The 16,189-nt window shown below is 64.9% G+C and carries 9 protein-coding genes; 6 read left to right on the top strand and 3 right to left on the bottom strand.

Features of this window, described 5'->3' with window-relative positions; translation table 11 throughout:
* Positions 1 to 13 precede the first annotated feature (13 nt).
* The gene (argA, locus tag PQR02_RS09675; protein ID WP_408228949.1) at positions 14 to 1,402 is read right to left on the bottom strand and encodes an amino-acid N-acetyltransferase; all 1,389 of its coding nucleotides are present in this window, start codon (positions 1,400 to 1,402) and stop codon (positions 14 to 16) included.
* Between the two features lie 22 nt (positions 1,403 to 1,424).
* Between argA and hrpA the strand changes: the two genes are divergently transcribed.
* Positions 1,425 to 5,813 (top strand): ATP-dependent RNA helicase HrpA, encoded by a 4,389-nt coding sequence (hrpA, locus tag PQR02_RS09670; protein ID WP_408228946.1) that lies wholly within the window; start codon positions 1,425 to 1,427, stop codon positions 5,811 to 5,813.
* A 226-nt stretch (positions 5,814 to 6,039) separates the two neighbouring features.
* On the opposite strand, the gene PQR02_RS09665 is transcribed toward hrpA, so the two are convergent.
* On the bottom strand, positions 6,040 to 8,988 hold the full coding sequence (locus PQR02_RS09665) for a YadA family autotransporter adhesin (RefSeq protein ID WP_408228943.1): 2,949 nt from the start codon (positions 8,986 to 8,988) through the stop codon (positions 6,040 to 6,042).
* 608 nt (positions 8,989 to 9,596) lie between these two features.
* Here PQR02_RS09665 and PQR02_RS09660 point away from each other — a divergent pair.
* The 4 genes from PQR02_RS09660 (at position 9,597) to PQR02_RS09645 (ending at position 13,535) form a co-directional block, all read left to right on the top strand.
* Positions 9,597 to 10,616, top strand: coding sequence for a YVTN family beta-propeller repeat protein (locus PQR02_RS09660; RefSeq protein ID WP_408228940.1), 1,020 nt, complete (start codon positions 9,597 to 9,599; stop codon positions 10,614 to 10,616).
* A 66-nt stretch (positions 10,617 to 10,682) separates the two neighbouring features.
* Positions 10,683 to 11,690 carry a sterol desaturase family protein gene (locus tag PQR02_RS09655; RefSeq protein WP_408228937.1) on the top strand — a complete coding sequence of 336 codons (1,008 nt, stop codon included), beginning with the start codon at positions 10,683 to 10,685 and terminating at the stop codon, positions 11,688 to 11,690.
* A gap of 161 nt (positions 11,691 to 11,851) precedes the next feature.
* Positions 11,852 to 12,685 (top strand): EI24 domain-containing protein, encoded by an 834-nt coding sequence (locus tag PQR02_RS09650; protein ID WP_408228934.1) that lies wholly within the window; start codon positions 11,852 to 11,854, stop codon positions 12,683 to 12,685.
* Between the two features lie 19 nt (positions 12,686 to 12,704).
* Positions 12,705 to 13,535 carry a competence/damage-inducible protein A gene (locus tag PQR02_RS09645; protein ID WP_408228931.1) on the top strand — a complete coding sequence of 277 codons (831 nt, stop codon included), beginning with the start codon at positions 12,705 to 12,707 and terminating at the stop codon, positions 13,533 to 13,535.
* Positions 13,536 to 13,787: 252 nt separating this feature from the next.
* On the opposite strand, the gene PQR02_RS09640 is transcribed toward PQR02_RS09645, so the two are convergent.
* Positions 13,788 to 14,252, bottom strand: a complete 465-nt coding sequence (locus PQR02_RS09640; protein WP_408228928.1) for a rhodanese-like domain-containing protein — start codon at positions 14,250 to 14,252, stop codon at positions 13,788 to 13,790.
* Positions 14,253 to 14,677: 425 nt separating this feature from the next.
* Here PQR02_RS09640 and glnA point away from each other — a divergent pair, with 425 nt between their 5' ends.
* The gene (glnA, locus tag PQR02_RS09635) at positions 14,678 to 16,093 is read left to right on the top strand and encodes a type I glutamate--ammonia ligase (RefSeq protein WP_408228925.1); all 1,416 of its coding nucleotides are present in this window, start codon (positions 14,678 to 14,680) and stop codon (positions 16,091 to 16,093) included.
* The last annotated feature ends 96 nt before the right edge of the window (positions 16,094 to 16,189 follow it).

Below are 16,189 nucleotides of genomic sequence, written 5' to 3'. Positions count from 1 at the left end.
TATAGGGCGCCGCTCAGAGCTGTTTCATCAGCACGAGCGACTTGCGCTGCCAGTTATAGAGTCTGCGGCGGTCTTCAGGCAGGTCGTCGACCGTGACCTTGACGAAGCCGCGCTTGAGGAACCAGTGTTCGGTTCGCGTGGTGAGCACGAAAATGCGCGTGAGGCCGCGCGCCCGCGCGCGCTGCTCGATGCGCTTGAGCAGGCGCTCGCCGTCGCCGGTGCCTTGCGCCTCGGGCGCGACCGTCAGGCAGGCCATTTCGCCGATGCGCTCCTGCGGATACGGATACAGCGCCGCGCAGCCGAACAGCACGCCATCGTGCTCGATCACGGAGAAATGGTCGATGTCGCGTTCGATCTGATGGCGGCCGCGCCGCACCAGCGTGCCGTCCGCCTCGAGCGGCTCGATCAGCGAGAGAATCCCGCCGACGTCGTCCGGCGTGGCTTCGCGCAGGCTTTCGAGGTTCTCGTACGAAATCATCGTGCCGACGCCGTCGTGCAGGAACAGTTCCAGCAGCAGGCTGCCGTCGAGCGCGTAGGGGATGATGTGCGCCCGCGCGACGCCGCCGCGGCACGCGCGGATCGAATGCTTCAGGTAGAAGCCCGCGTCGCCGGTGACTTCGCCGCTTTCGTGCAGCTTGTACGCGTCGTCGAGCGACAGTTCGCGCACCAGTTCGGGACCGTTTTCGCCGGCTTCCATCAGGCCAGGCGTTTCGGTCAGGAACACGATCTTGTCGGCGCGCAGCGCGATTGCCGCGGCCGAGGCCACGTCTTCCATCGCCAGATTGAACGCTTCGCCGGTGGGCGAGAAGCCGAGCGGCGACAGCAGCACCAGCTTGCGGCTTGCGAGCGAGTGGCGGATCGAATCCGCGTCGATCTTGCGCACCACGCCGGTGTGGGCGAAGTCGACGCCGTCCAGAATGCCGACCGGCCGCGCCGTCACGAAGTTGCCCGACACCACGCTGATGTGCGCGTGCGCCATCGGCGTGTTCGGCAAGCCCTGGCTGATCGCGGCCTCGATGTCCAGACGCACTTCGCCGGCCGCTTCTTTCGCGGACTCGAGCGCGCGCGCGTCGGTGATGCGCATGCCGTGCGAAAACTCGGATTCGACACCGTGCAGGCTCATCTGCTCTTCGACCTGCGGTCGCGAGCCATGCACCAGCACGATCTGGATGCCCATCGCCTGCAACAGCGCGATGTCGGACACCAGCGCGTTCAGGAGCCCTTGATGCACCACCTCGCCGCCGAATCCGACGACGAACGTCTTGTTGCGGAAAGCGTGGATATAAGGGGCGACTGAGCGCATCCAGTCGACGAACTGCGCATGCTGGGCGAGGTCTTCCGTTGTTCCGGCAGGGGCCGGAACGCTCGCGGGCGCGGGGACGAGGTCGGTTTGGGAATTCATGCCGGGATTATAATGCGCCCCCATGTCGAATGTACCCAAAAGTCCCGCTGCGGCGAACGAGAATCCGGCCCCGGCCGCCGATCAGGTGAACCCCGGCGCCGCGCCCACGCGTGCCCAGCCCAACGAGCCGCCCGCGGCGCGCGAGCCGCGTCGCGCGGTGGAGGGCGCGCCGTCGCCGGCGCAGAAAAATAATCCGCCGCGCGAGCCGCGCCGTGACGCGCCGAAAAACGCCGAAGGGGGCGCAGCGCGTCGCGGCGCCGGCGCGGCGGCTCAAAAATCGCCGCAAGCGGGCGGCGCTGAGCGCCATGCCGGCCGCCGTGAACCGCTAGAAACCGGTAAAGCGGCGGGTAAAGCCGCGGGTGGATCCCGGCAAGCCGGTGAACCGCGCCCGCCGCGTGAACCGCGTGCGCCTCGTGCGCCTCGTGTGCCGCGCGTCGTCGAACCGAATCCCATCCCGCCGATCACCTTCCCCAAAGCGCTGCCGGTCTCCGGCCGCCGCGACGAGATCGCCAGGGCGATTGCGGAGAACCAGGTGGTGATCGTGTCGGGCGAAACCGGCTCGGGCAAAACCACCCAGCTGCCGAAAATCTGCCTCGCGCTGGGGCGCGGCCTCGGCGCCGGCGGCGCGGGTCTGATCGGCCACACCCAGCCGCGCCGGATCGCCGCGTCGGCGACCGGGCGCCGCATTGCCGAAGAACTCGGTACGCCGTTCGGCGAAGTGGTCGGCTACAAGGTGCGTTTTACCGACAACCTCTCGCCGGGCGCGTCGGTCAAGCTGATGACCGATGGCATCCTGCTCGCCGAAACGCAGACCGATCCGCTGCTCAAGGCGTACGACACGCTGATCATCGACGAAGCGCACGAGCGCAGCCTGAACATCGATTTCCTGCTCGGCTATCTGAAGGAAATTCTCGTCAAGCGGCCCGATCTGAAACTGATCGTGACCTCGGCGACCATCGACGCCGACCGCTTCGCGCGCCACTTCGGCAGCGACGCCAGGCCTGCGCCGGTGATCGAGGTGAGCGGCCGCCTCTATCCGGTCGAGGTGCGCTACCGGCCGGTCGTCGAGGACAGCCCGGCAGTGAAGGCCGCGCAAGGCACGTCGTCGGGAACATCGTCTGCACGTGGCGAACGCCCGAAGACCCAGCGCGAAACCGATCGCGATCTGATGGAAGCAATCGTCGACGCCGTCGATGAACTGTGCCGCGAAGGCCCCGGCGACGTGCTGGTGTTCCTGCCCGGCGAGCGCGAAATCCGCGATGCCGCCGAGGCGCTGCGCAAGCATCATCCGCCGCACACGGAAATTCTGCCGCTGTTCGCGCGGCTGTCGGCGGCCGAACAGGAGCGCGTATTCCGCACCTCGAACGCGCGCCGCATCGTGCTGGCGACGAACGTCGCCGAAACTTCGCTGACGGTGCCCGGCATTCGCTACGTAGTCGATAGCGGACTCGCGCGCGTGAAGCGCTACTCGTATCGCAACAAGGTCGAGCAGTTGCAGGTCGAGTCGATTTCGCAGGCCGCCGCGAATCAGCGCGCAGGGCGCTGCGGCCGGGTCGCCGACGGCGTGTGCATCCGTCTCTATGAGGAAAGCGATTTTCAGGGCCGCGTGCGCTTCACTGATCCGGAGATTCTGCGTTCGTCGCTGGCGTCGGTGATTCTGCGGATGAAGTCGCTGCATCTGACGGCGATCGAAACCTTCCCGTTCATCGAGCCGCCGCCCGGCCGCGCGATCGCCGACGGCTATCAGCTACTCAACGAACTCGGCGCGGTCGACGACGACAATCAGCTCACGCCGCTCGGCCGCGAACTCGCGCGCCTGCCGCTCGATCCGCGCGTCGGCCGGATGATTCTGGCCGCGCGCGATCAGCAGGCGTTGAAGGAAGTGCTGATCATCGCGAGCGCGTTGTCCGTGCAGGACCCCCGCGACCGGCCGATCGAAGCGCAGGAGCAGGCCGACCAGGCGCATCGCCGGTTCGCCGACGAGCGTTCCGAATTCCTGCAGTGGCTCAAGATCTGGAACTGGTTCGAAGAAGCGATCGCGCACAAGAAGTCGAACAAGCAGTTGCACGAGGAATGCCGCAAGAACTTCCTGTCACAGCTGCGCCTGCGCGAATGGCGCGACGTGCACTCGCAATTGCTGACGGTGGTGCGCGAGCACGGCTGGCGCATCAACGATGCGCAAGCGACTTTCGAGCAGATCCATCTCGCGCTGCTGACCGGTCTGCTTGGCAACATCGGCCTGAAAGCCGACGACGAACCGTATTACCTCGGTGCGCGCGGCATCAAGTTCTATCTGTGGCCGGGCTCGGCGCTGGTGAAGAAGGCGGGCAAGTGGGTGATGGCCGCGGAACTGGTCGAGACGAGCCGTCTGTACGCGCGCTGTATCGCGAAGATCGAGCCGGAGTGGGTCGAGAAGATCGGCGCGCATCTGCTGAAGAAGTCGCTCTCTGAGCCGCATTGGGAGAAGCGCGCGGCGCAGGTATCGGCGTTCGAGCGCGCGATGCTGTACGGGCTGCCGATCTATCATCGGCGGCGCGTGAGCTTCGGCAAACAGGACCCGGCGCGTGCGCGCGAGCTGTTCATTCGCGGCGCGCTGGTCGAAGGCGAGTTCGATACGAAGCTCGCGTTCTTCGCGCACAACCGCAAGCTGCTCGCCGAGATCGAACAGCTGGAGCACAAGTCGCGTCGCCAGGACGTGCTGGTCGACGACGAGCTGATTTTTGCGTTCTATGATCAGGCGTTGCCGAACGGCATTTACACCGGCGCGTCGTTCGAGCGCTGGTATCGCGACGAGGTGAAAAAGAGCGGACAGCCGGAAGACAAGCTGCGCCTGCTCTATCTGTCACGCGACGATCTGATGCGGCACGAAGCCGCCGGCGTGACGACCGATCTGTTCCCGAAACGGATGACGATGGCAGGCGTCGAGATGACGCTGACCTATCACTTCGAGCCGGGTTCGCCGCGCGACGGCGTCACGCTCGCCGTACCGCTGTATGCGTTGAATCAGGTCGACGCGCGCCGCTGCGAGTGGCTCGTGCCCGGCATGCTGAAAGAGAAGGCGCAACTGCTGCTGAAATCCTTGCCGCAGAAGTTGCGCCGGCATTGCGTGCCGTTGCCGGAGTACGCGGCCGGGTTCGCCGAACGGCACGGGGGGCCGCGTTTCGGTGCGGGCGGTTTGCTGGAGTCGCTGATCGCCGACGTTCGCGAGCAGACTCAGGTCGCGATGAAGCAGTCGGACTTCAAGCTCGAGACCTTGATGCCGCATCTGTTCATGAACTTCAAGGTCGTCGACGAACACGGGCGGCAGCTTGCGATGGGCCGCAACCTGTCGCAACTGCGCGCCGAACTCGGCGGGCAGGCGCAGCAGCATTTCCAGAAGATCGCGTCGAGCGCGGCGGGCGCGGCGCTGGCGGATGCGGGGGGCGGCGGTGTCGCGGCGCCGGCGCAAGGCGCGGGGGCGGTTGGGTCGGCAGGTGGCGCCGCGCAGCGCGGCAAGGGCGGGGCCGGGACCGGGGCCGGTCCGCAAACCGCGCCGCAAGGTGGCACGGCGGGCACCGCGCTGTATGAAAAACTGACGACCTGGAATTTCGGCAAGCTCCCCGAGTTGCTGGAGATTCGTCGCGGCGGCCAGACGCTATTCGGCTACCCGGCGTTGGTGGATCGCGGCACCCATTGCGACGTCGAAGTGTTCGATTCGCCGGACGAAGCCGGGCGGATCCATCGTGCGGGACTGCGCCGGCTGTTTGCGTTGCAGTTGAAGGAGCCGATCAAGTACCTGGAAAAGAATCTGCCCGGCCTGCGCGAAATGGCGATGCAGTTCATGCCGCGCGGCACACAGGAAGAACTGCGCGATCAGCTGATCGACACCGCGCTCGATCGCGCGTGTCTGCAGGACCCGCTGCCCGACGACGACGTCAGTTTCCATACGCGACGCGACGAGGGACGCAGCCGTCTGACGTTGCTGGCTCAGGAAATCGCGCGGCTGGTCGGGCAGATTCTCGGCGAATACGCGAGCGTGACGAAAAAGCTGGTGCAGGCGAAGTCGTTCGCCGCCGCGCATGCGGACATGCAGAATCAGCTCGATGGGTTGATCGGCAAGCGCTTTGTGGTCGACACGCCGTACACCCAACTGACGCACTTTCCGCGCTACTTGAAGGCGATGACGCTGCGTATCGACAAGCTGAAGGCGGACCCGGCACGCGACGCGCGGCAGTTCGCCGAGGTTCAGCCGCTGTTGCAGAACTATCAGCGCGCGGTGTCGCAGCGTGGCGGCGTGCTGGATCCGCGACTGTCGGAGTTCCGCTGGCTGCTGGAGGAATTGCGCGTTTCGCTGTTCGCCCAGGAGTTGCGTACGCCGATGCCTGTTTCGGTGAAGCGGTTGTACAAGGTTTGGGAGTCGATGCAGCGCTGAGTGGGGCGAGGACGGGTGGCGCCGCGCGCTACACGCCTGAAGGCTTCGGCCGCGCGAGGTTGCGTTTTTTGCGTGGCTCGAACTGCACGCGACCCCACACGTTGCGAGAGTGACGTCGCGCGCAACGGGCGCGGGCCCTTTGAGACCCGCGCTTGCGTACGGTGGAACCACGCCTAAGCCATCATGGACGCATGCCCCGACCGCCTACCAGTCCCGCGTCCTTGGCTCACCAGTGCACACCTGCGCCGAGCGACGCGCCGAACTGACCGCGCGAGTCAGTGGTGCCTTGCAGCTTGTAGGCCCACTTGCCCGTATCGGACAACTGCGACACGCCGATCGCCAAAGCCGACTGGCCGCCATATGTGCCGCCAGCCATCGCGATCATGCCGCGACCCGGCAGAATTGCCTGCGGCAAACCCGCCATCGCCAACGCGGACGCCGTGCCGCCATATCCATCGCGACGGACCGTGCGGATCTGGTCGTCGGTATGGCGCATAGCCTGGCTGACCGCGCCGTCCATGCTCTGCTGCAACTGGCCGACATTGACTGCGTCGGTCAGTTGCGTGCCGGCTGCGACGTTGGTGATCTGACGTTCCTGACCGGTGACGCCGACCGATACCGTGTTCGCCCGGTCCGCGACCGAGCCATGGCCCAACGCGACCGAACTGTCCGCGCTTGCGTTCGCGGCCGCGCCGAGCGCGGTCGCATCGTTGCCGGCGGCCGTCGCATTTGCGCCGGTGGCGACCGCGTTCACGCCCGTGGCCCGCGCGTTCGCACCTGCCGCGATCGAATGCGTGCCCGACGACAACGCGCCTTCCGTATCGCGATCGCCTGCCACGCTGATGAACGGGTTCGCCGCGTTGATCAGCGCGTTGCCGACCGCGCCGTTGACGGCCGCGTTCAGTTGGCCGAGATTGACTGCGTCGGATGCGTCCACGCCGTCGCCGATATTGTGGAGGACGGCGCCGCCGCTTGCAGAGCCGCCACCGAGCGTGATGCTGTTGCGGTTGATGCTGCCATCGGGGTTCTGGTCGTACATGACCGCACCATCCAGCTTGGCGGCGGTGGCCGCGCCCTGGTCACTCACCGTTTTCAACTGGGCGACGTTGACCGCGTCGGTATCGGCGGAGCCGGCGGCGACATTGTGGATCACGGCACCACTGCCACCGAGCGTGATGCTGTTGCGGTTGATGCTGCCATCGGGGTTCTGGTCGTACGTGACGGCGCCATCGAGCTTCGCGGCGATGGCCGCGCTCTGGCCGCTCACCGTATTCAACTGGGCGACGTTGACCGCATCGGTATCGGCGGTACCGGCGGCGACGTTGTGGATCACGGCGCCGCCGCCACCGAGCGTGATGCCGTTGCGGTTGATGCTGCCGTCGGGGTTCCGGTCATACATGACCGCACCGTCGAGCTTGGCGGCGGTGGCCGCGCCCTGGTCACTCACTGTATTCAACTGGGCGACGTTGACCGCATCGGTATCGGCGGAGCCGGCGGCGACGTTGTGGATCACGGCACCACTGCCACCGAGCGTGACGCTGTTGCGGTTAACACTGCCATCGGGGTTCTGGTCATACATGACGGCGCCATCGAGCTTGGCGGCGGTGGCCGCACTCTGGCCGCTCACCGTATTCAACTGGGCAACGTTGACCGCATCGGTATCGGCGGTGCCGGCGGCGACGTTGGCAATCTGTCGTTCATTGCCGCCGGAGCCCACCGATACCGTGTTCGCGCGGTCGGCTTGAGAGTTCCGGCCGAGTGCAACCGCGTTGTCCACGCTCGCCGATGCGCCGTAACCGAGCGCGATGCTGCCGTCGCCGCTCACGGCCGAGTACGCGCCGATGGCTGTCGCGTTCAAACCGCCGGCCGTGGCCAATACGCCGATCGACGTGGCATTCGTCGCATTTGCCACGGCACCTGCGCCGAGCGCTGCCGACCCGGTTGCGCTGGCATGCGCGCCCGCGCCGACTGCGGTCGCGTCAACACCGGCTGCGCTTGCGCCGGCGCCTGCCGCGAGCGCATGCACGCCGCTCGCGTCTGCGTCCGTGTCGGCAGTGTCTGCGTTGGCTTTGAAGTAACGCTGAGTACCACTTCGGGCTATCGCATCGACCTTGCCGTCGACCGCCCGCAGCTGGCTGACGTTGACGGCGTCAGTCGGCTCGGCGCCCGCTGCGACGTTGGTCAGGCGGCGCTCGTGTTGCGCGGAGCCGAGCGACACCTCCCCTCTGGGGTCCGGCGCCGCGATCAGAATCGGGTCGAGGCCGGACGGCACGAACGCGCGCTGATTCAGATCGGCTGTCGTCGCTGAATCCGCGCCTAACGCGACGCTGTTGGCGGCGCTCGCGTTCGCGTTATCGCCGAGCGCGACAGCGCCGGAGCCCGCTGCCACCGCCCCGAAGCCGAGCGCGCTCGCATTGACGCCGGTCGTCTGCGCAAAGGCGCCGAGCGCGATTCCGCCTGCGCCGCCGACCGCCGCCTCAGTGCCGAGCGCGACGCCGTAGTCGGCCGCCGCCCGCGCCGACATACCGCCCGCGAAGGCCGCGTCGCCGCTGGTTTGCGCGTGATAGCCGACTGCGGTTGAGGCGGCCCCGGCCGCGCTCGCCAGCGCGCCAAACGCGGCCGCGGCGGCGTCCGCTGCGATCGCGCCCGAGCCCGCCGCGATCGAGTCGAGGCCCAGCGCGGTGGCCGTCATGCCGAGCGCGGTTGCGCGTTCGTTCTGCACATTGGCGTTCATGCCTACGGCGGTGGTCCCGCCGCCGACTGCATTTGCATTCAACCCCGCCGCCACCGCGCCTGCCCCGAGCGCCCCAGCGTTCTGGCCGAGCGCGCTGGCACCTGCCGCTTGCGCATTGGCGTTCAGGCCCACGGCGATCGCGCCGTCGCCTTGCGTGGCAGCCTGCGTGCCGACCGCGATCGAGTTGTCGCCCTGCGCGGCCGCGGGCTGGCCTATCGCGATCGAGTAGTTGCCGGATGGATCGGCTCCCACCCCTGATCCAATCGAGCCGACGCCCGCCGCGACCGCCGGGGCGCCACCCGCGAAAGCCGTTGCGGTCAGCACGGCCTGCGCGATGGCTTTTTTTCGCGCCGCTGCGCGATTTCCGCCGAATCTTGCCGGTCCGAATGCCGCGAGCGAGGTGTGCGTTGCTCCATGCCAGATTGAAGAATTTTGATTCATTGTGTCAGAGCCTCCTTGATTATTTGTGTGCGCTTTGGGCAGTACGTGATTCGCGATGACCGGTTGCAATGCATCGCCCCGATAAAATCGCGAAAATACCAAACGGTTGCGGCACTTTTCCGGAAGCGTGTTTCTATGGCCGTTGCGCGTCCGGAATACCCGCGACACGTCGACCGGTCAAAAGCGGCGAGCGCTGGGGCGATGGAGATTGGATTATCCGATCCGGCGGCGCGACTCCGATATCAGCGGAATCTTAAATCGGTGATTCAGATAAACCATCTTGATGGAGCCGGTTTTATTTATTGGGAGTTAAATGGATTAAAGAATAATCCGATTTTCTCTTAGCCTATGTGGCGAATTCTGTGAGTTTTTTAATATTTGGCCAAATGACATAGGTCGCCACTGATGCCGGGCTGAAAACCTGAGACGCCCGGTTTTCCTCACGCGCTAGAAAAAGATGGCGTGAGCAATGCGCTTGCCAATCCGCCCCGGCCTGCCGCCGCACCTCATCGTGCCCTTCATATTCAGCGCGCCGCACAGCGACCTGCGTCAACCGCTGGCACGGGCAAACGTTCTACAATGACAGTTGTTCTCCGAAGCGAGTTTTCATGCGTAATTTTTTTCTTCCCGGCTTGACTGCCACGTTCGCCGCCAGCGCAGCGCTGGTCGCCGCCGCGGGCTTATTTTCTCCGGCGGCCCACGCCAATGACGTGATCGTGCTCAACTCCGGCGAAGCCACGCTGAGCCTGATCGACGAAGCCAGCCGCCAGGTCGTCGGCACGGTCCCGACCGGCAAGGAACCGCATCACCTGATGGCCACGCCGGACAACTCATCGCTGATCGTCGCCAATTCGGTGTCGAACAACCTGATGTTCGTCGATCCGAAGTCGGGCCAGGTGCAGCGCTGGGTCGAGAACATCGAAGACCCGTATCAGATCGGCTTTTCGCCGGACCGCAAGTGGCTCGTCACCACCGGCCTGCGCCTCGACCGTCTCGACATCTATCACTACGACAGCCCGAAGAACCAGATGACGCTGGCTTCGCGTTTGCCGCTCGCGGTCATGCCGAGCCACATGGCTTTCACGGCTGACAGCAAGACGGTGTTCGTCACGCTGCAGGTGTCGGGCGAGCTGGCCGCGATCGATCTGCCCACGCAAACCGTGAAATGGAAGATGAAGGTCGGCAAGGTGCCGGCGGGCCTGTGGATGACGCCGGGCGAGAAGTACCTGCTGGTCGGCATGACCGGCGCGGATTACGTCGCCGTGGTCGACTGGCGCAACCAGAAGATCGTCAAGACCATTCCGACGGGCAAGGGCGCGCACAACTTCCGCTCGCTGGCCGACGGCAAGCACGTGGCGGTGTCGAACCGCGTGGCGAGCACCATCAGCATCATCGACGAAGACACGCTGACGAACGTCGGCGACATCACCGGTTTGATGCCGGGGCCCGACGACATGGAACTTTCCGCCGACAAACGGTATCTGTGGGTGACGTTCCGCTTCGCGAAGCATGTCGGCATCATCGACCTGAACACGCGTAAGCTGATCCAGACGATTGCCGTCGGCCGTTCGCCGCACGGCATCTATTTCTTCAATCGCGCGCCGGTCACGGCGCCCAACGGCGCGTAGCGGGTAGTCGTGCTGCAGCAATGCCGCACCCGGGCGAGCCATGACGGATGAAGTAACCAGACCAGCATGTTCCATCTGATTTTTTCTTCGCTCGACAGCTTTGTTTCAGCCGTGCAGACGCTGCTCTACGTCGACGTGGTGCAGCCGCTGCTGTTCCGCTTCGACCTGATGGACTACGACGAAGACACCTACGACAGCCTGTACTGGGTGATCGTGGGCGTCTTCGAGGTGCTGGCGATGTACGCGGTCCTGCGTCCGCTCGAAGCGCTGCGCCCGGTGGAGCGGTGGGAGAACCGCAAGGCGGTGCGCATCGACGTGCTTTACACCTGGATCGCCAAGCTCGGCCTTCTCAACTTGTTCTTCTTCTTCGCGCTGCAGCCGTTCTTCGACCACGTGCAGGCGTGGCTGCGGCTGCACAACATTTCGAATATCGAGTTCGACAATCTGTGGCCCGGGGTCACCACGCAGCCGCTCGTCACCTTCGTGATGTATCTGCTGGTGCTCGACTTCGCCGGCTACTGGTATCACCGCGGGGAACACCGGATCGGCGTGTGGTGGGAACTGCACGCGGTGCATCACAGCCAGCAGCAGATGTCGCTGTGGGCCGACGACCGCAACCATCTGCTCGACGACCTGTTGCAGGCGTCGTTCTTCGCGGTGATCGCGCTGGTGATCGGCGTGCCGCCGTCGCAGTTCGTCGTACTGGTCGCGATCACGAATCTCGCGCAGAGCGTGCAGCACGCGAACATCCGCCTGTACTTCGGCTGGCTCGGCGAGCGGTTGCTGGTCAGCCCGACGTTCCATCGCCGTCATCATGCAATCGGCTACGGCCAGGAAGGGCTGAACTACGGCTGCAACTTCGGCGTGCTGTTTCCGTGGTGGGACATGCTGTTTCGCAGCGCGTCCTGGAGCCGCGACATGGAGCCGACCGGCATCGGCGATCAGCTGGAAGGCCGGCGCTATGGCGACGGATTCTGGGCGCAGCACTGGCTCGCGTTCGTGCGCATCGCCGGGCGGCTGTCGTCGAAGCGCCGCGCCGCAACCGCCGAAAGCAACGACCCCGCCGCCGTTTGAGCGCCCTTGTCTGAGCGGCTTTCTTCCCCCGCCGGCGGTTTCCCCGGCGGCGTGTCGCGTGGTTTATCCTGTTCACGTTTACGCGCACGAGCGGGGCCCGTTGGCCGGTTCGTTGCGCGTTTCCCTTTATTCCATCGTTTCGTTCACCGGCACCGGCTCGCATGAATGATCTGTTGCGCTCGTTCGGGCGCGCGCTCGCCAGCGCGCTCCACCCGCGCATGCTCTGGCTGACCTTCAAACCATTTATCCTGGCGACGGTCGGATGGGGCGTGATTCTGTGGTTCTCCTGGCAGACGCTGATCGGCGGCACGCGTCTATGGCTCGATAGCTGGTCGTTCACGACCACGCTTTATCATCTGTTCGACTGGCTGGGTTTTTCGGCGCTGCATGCGGTGATCGCGCCGTTCATCGTGATTGCGATGGCGATCCCGCTGATCGTCGTCACGGTACTGCTGCTGATCGCCACGCTGTCGATGCCCGCGGTGATCCGCTTCCTCGCCGCGCGGCAATTCCCGGGCCTCGAAATGCGCCGCGGCGGAACGTGGTACGGTAGCCTCGGCCAGGCGTTGTGGACCACGCTGGTGTGTCTGGTGCTGCTGATCGTCACGCTGCCGCTGTGGCTCGTGCCGCCGTTCTTCGCGCTGATTCCGCCGCTGCTGTGGGGCTGGCTGACCTATCGCGTGATGAGCTACGACGCGCTCGCGCTGCACGCGTCGCGCGACGAGCGGCGCGCGCTGGTGCGCCGCTTCCGGCTGCCGCTGCTGCTGATCGGCATCGCGAGCGGCTTGCTGGGTTCGCTGCCGACGCTGCTGTGGGCGTCGTCGGTCTGGCTGATCGTGCTGTTCCCGGTGATCACCGCGGTGATGATCTGGATTTATTCGTTCATCCTCGTGTTTTCGGCGCTGTGGTTCGGCTACTACTGCTTGCGCGCGCTGCAACGCATGCGGACCGAAACCCACGGCGGCGTGCGTCACCCGGCGCCGGTTCCCTATTGATTAAACGAAAGAGGCGGCAATGGCATTTGGCGTCATCATCATCGGCGATGAAATCCTGTCGGGCAGGCGTGTCGACAAGCATCTGCTGAAGCTCATCGAGTTGCTGGGCGCGCGCGGGCTGCCGCTCGGCTGGGCGGAGTACATCGGCGACGACCCCGAGCGCATCACGGCGACCCTGCGGCGCACGTTCGCGTCGGGCGATATCGTGTTCTCCACAGGCGGCATCGGCGCCACGCCGGACGACCACACGCGCCAATGCGCGGCGGCCGCGCTCGGCGCGCCGCTGGAATTGCATCCGGAGGCCGCGAAGCTGATTCAGGAGCGCATCCGCGACATGTATCCGGCCAATGCCGCGACGCCGCTCGATCTGGATTCGCCCGAAAACCGGCATCGCCTGAACATGGGCACGTACCCGCAGGGCGCGTCGATCATTCCGAACGGCTATAACAAGATTCCCGGGTTCTCGATCCGGCATCATCATTTCGTCCCGGGCTTTCCGGTGATGGCGTGGCCGATGATCGAATGGGTGCTGGATACGCACTACACGCACCTGCATCACGCGATGCCGCATGCGGAGAAGTCGCTGCTGGTGTTCGAGCTGCCGGAATCGCGTCTGACGCCGCTAATGGAGAAAATCGAGCGCGATTTTCCGGGCGTGCGGGTATTCAGTCTGCCGAGCGTCGGCGATGCGGAGCGCGGCGGCCTGTATGCGCGGCATCACATCGACCTCGGTGTGAAGGGCGAGCCGGAGGCGGTGGCCGCTGCCTTCGTGAAACTGCGCGAGGGTGTGCATCTGCTAGGCGGCGATATCGTCGAGCCGGAGTCGGCGGCGGTGAAGCAGAAGGGCTGAGCGGCGCGGCGAATGCCGAACTTCGCGGCGCGGCGCCTTTGCCGATGGCCAGCCGTGTTCGCGGCCGGTCAGTCGATCAGCGAAGCATTCGCCGGTCGCATCATCGGCCTGTCACATTCGGCGCCGACAGCTGGGTCTGTCAGAGAGCGTGAAGCCCGAACGCGCGGCTTCCACGCATGCGGGTAGTGCAGGGCGCGATCAGCGGCTCTCACGCCGCAACCCTGCATCGCCCGTTTCCTCCTACCCGTGCAATTACGCGCCGATCCACGGCAATCCGCGAAAGCACCATCCCGACACCGTCTTCCGATGCCCCTGGCCGTCCTTGTCGCCTTCGAAGCCTTCCAGCAGGTCATACGCCTTCGTGAAGCCGGTTTGAGCGGCGGCGATGGCGGCAAGCTTCGAACGGGCGGCGCTGCGGCACAGAAACAGCACCGGCGTATCGTGCGACGCCACCTGGCTCAATTGCGCAAGGAACTCCTGATTCGGCACTGCGCCCGGATAGCGCGTCCATTCCACGTGCGCATATTGTCCGTCGCCGACGACCGGCCGCCCGACCCAATCGAGTTCGGCACGGGTGCGCACGTCGATCAGACGCGTGCGCGGGTCGAGTTGCAGCAGTTCGAATGCTTCGGCGGGCGATACCGCGCCCGCGTAGGGCAGATGGTTCTCGTTGCGGCGTGCATCCGCCTGGGCGTACAGCTGTTCGAGCGTGCTCATGAGCGTCAATCTCCTTGACGAAATGATTATTCTAGCGCGCGGCGCACGAGCCACGTGTGACGCGGCGCTTGTGCTCGCTTCTGCACCCCTCGCGTTCGTCTATGGTGCATTTTTGGGAAAATGCACCAAAAGAAGGATTGCTGTGGCTTTTGTTATGACGAACGCACGAATTTGGTGCGTCCGCGGGTTAGCCAATTTCAGGGCTGTATGCGCGGCGGTGCGCCGATTCCCCGCAAATGCACGCGCAGCAAGGTTTTGCGCCGGCCTGGCGCATGGGTGGCACAGAAGCTGCTTTATTGGGTCCGATCGACTTGTCCGGCAAGACTTTCTGCCAGTTCCACCGATTGAGGGTGGACGCGCCGGGACGGGTCAGCTAGATTGGGCGGCGGCTGAATCCGCCGAATTCGTTAATCAGGAGATAGGTTATGAGTAAATCCGTGGCCGACGTCATTCAACTCGTCAAAGACGAAGACGTCAAGTTTGTCGACTTCCGTTTCACCGACACGCGCGGCAAAGAGCAACACGTTTCGGTGCCGGTGTCGGCATTCGATGAAGACAAGTTCGAAAGCGGCCATGCGTTTGACGGTTCGTCGATTGCCGGCTGGAAGGGCATCGAAGCATCGGACATGTTGCTGGTCCCCGACGCGAATACGGCCTTCATCGACCCGTTCTATGAAGAATCGACCCTCGTGCTGACCTGCGACGTCGTCGAACCGGCTGACGGCAAGGGCTATGAACGCGACCCGCGCTCGCTCGCCAAGCGCGCTGAAGCGTACCTGAAGAGCACGGGCCTGGGCGACACCGCCTTCTTTGGTCCGGAACCGGAATTCTTCATTTTCGACTCGGTCCAGTGGAGCACGGACCAGTCGGGCTGCTTCATCAAGATCGGTTCGGAAGAAGCACCGTGGTCGTCGGCGAAGGAATTCGAAGGCGGCAACACCGGCCACCGTCCGGGCACGAAGGGCGGCTATTTCCCGGTCGCTCCGGTCGACACGTTCCAGGACATCCGTTCGGAAATGTGCCTGTTGCTCGAACAGATCGGCATCCCGGTCGAAGTGCACCACCACGAAGTCGCTGGTCAAGGCCAGAACGAAATCGGCACCAAGTTCTCGACGCTGGTGCAACGCGCCGACTGGCTGCAGCAGATGAAGTACATCATCCATAACGTCGCGCATACGTACGGCAAGACGGCCACCTTCATGCCGAAGCCGGTCGTCGGCGACAACGGTTCGGGCATGCACGTTCACCAGTCCATCTGGAAGGACGGCCAGAACCTGTTCGCAGGCAATGGCTACGCAGGCCTGTCGGAATTCGCGCTGTTCTACATCGGCGGCATCATCAAGCATGCACGCGCGCTGAACGCGATCACGAACCCGGGTACGAACTCGTACAAGCGTCTCGTGCCGCACTTCGAAGCACCGGTCAAGCTGGCTTACTCGGCTCGCAACCGCTCGGCATCGATCCGCATTCCGCACGTGTCGAACCCGAAGGGCCGCCGTATTGAAACGCGCTTCCCGGATCCGCTGGCAAATCCGTACCTGTGCTTCTCCGCGCTGATGATGGCGGGTCTGGACGGCGTGCAGAACAAGATTCACCCGGGCGAAGCCGCCGACAAGAACCTGTACGACCTGCCGCCGGAAGAGGATGCAAAGATCCCGACCGTGTGCGCCGGCCTCGACCAGGCTCTGGACTCGCTCGACGCGGACCGCGAATTCCTGACGCGCGGCGGCGTGTTCACGGATTCGATGCTCGACGCGTACATCGAACTGAAGACGGGCGAGCTGCAACGCTATCGTCAGTCGGTGCACCCGATCGAATTCGAAATGTACTACTCGCTGTAAGCGGCCATGGCGCTTCGCCCCTCACCCGGCGAAGCGCTTTGCCCGACGCTCGCGATCGGTCACGAAGGGACGGCGGCGCCGTCCCTTTTTCGTTAG

It is taken from the genome of Paraburkholderia sediminicola, from assembly GCF_046026895.1.
In the GTDB taxonomy this organism is placed as follows: domain Bacteria; phylum Pseudomonadota; class Gammaproteobacteria; order Burkholderiales; family Burkholderiaceae; genus Paraburkholderia; species Paraburkholderia sediminicola_C.
The sequence above is the reverse complement of the archived record's forward strand: the minus strand, read 5'-3'. Positions and strand labels throughout refer to the sequence as shown.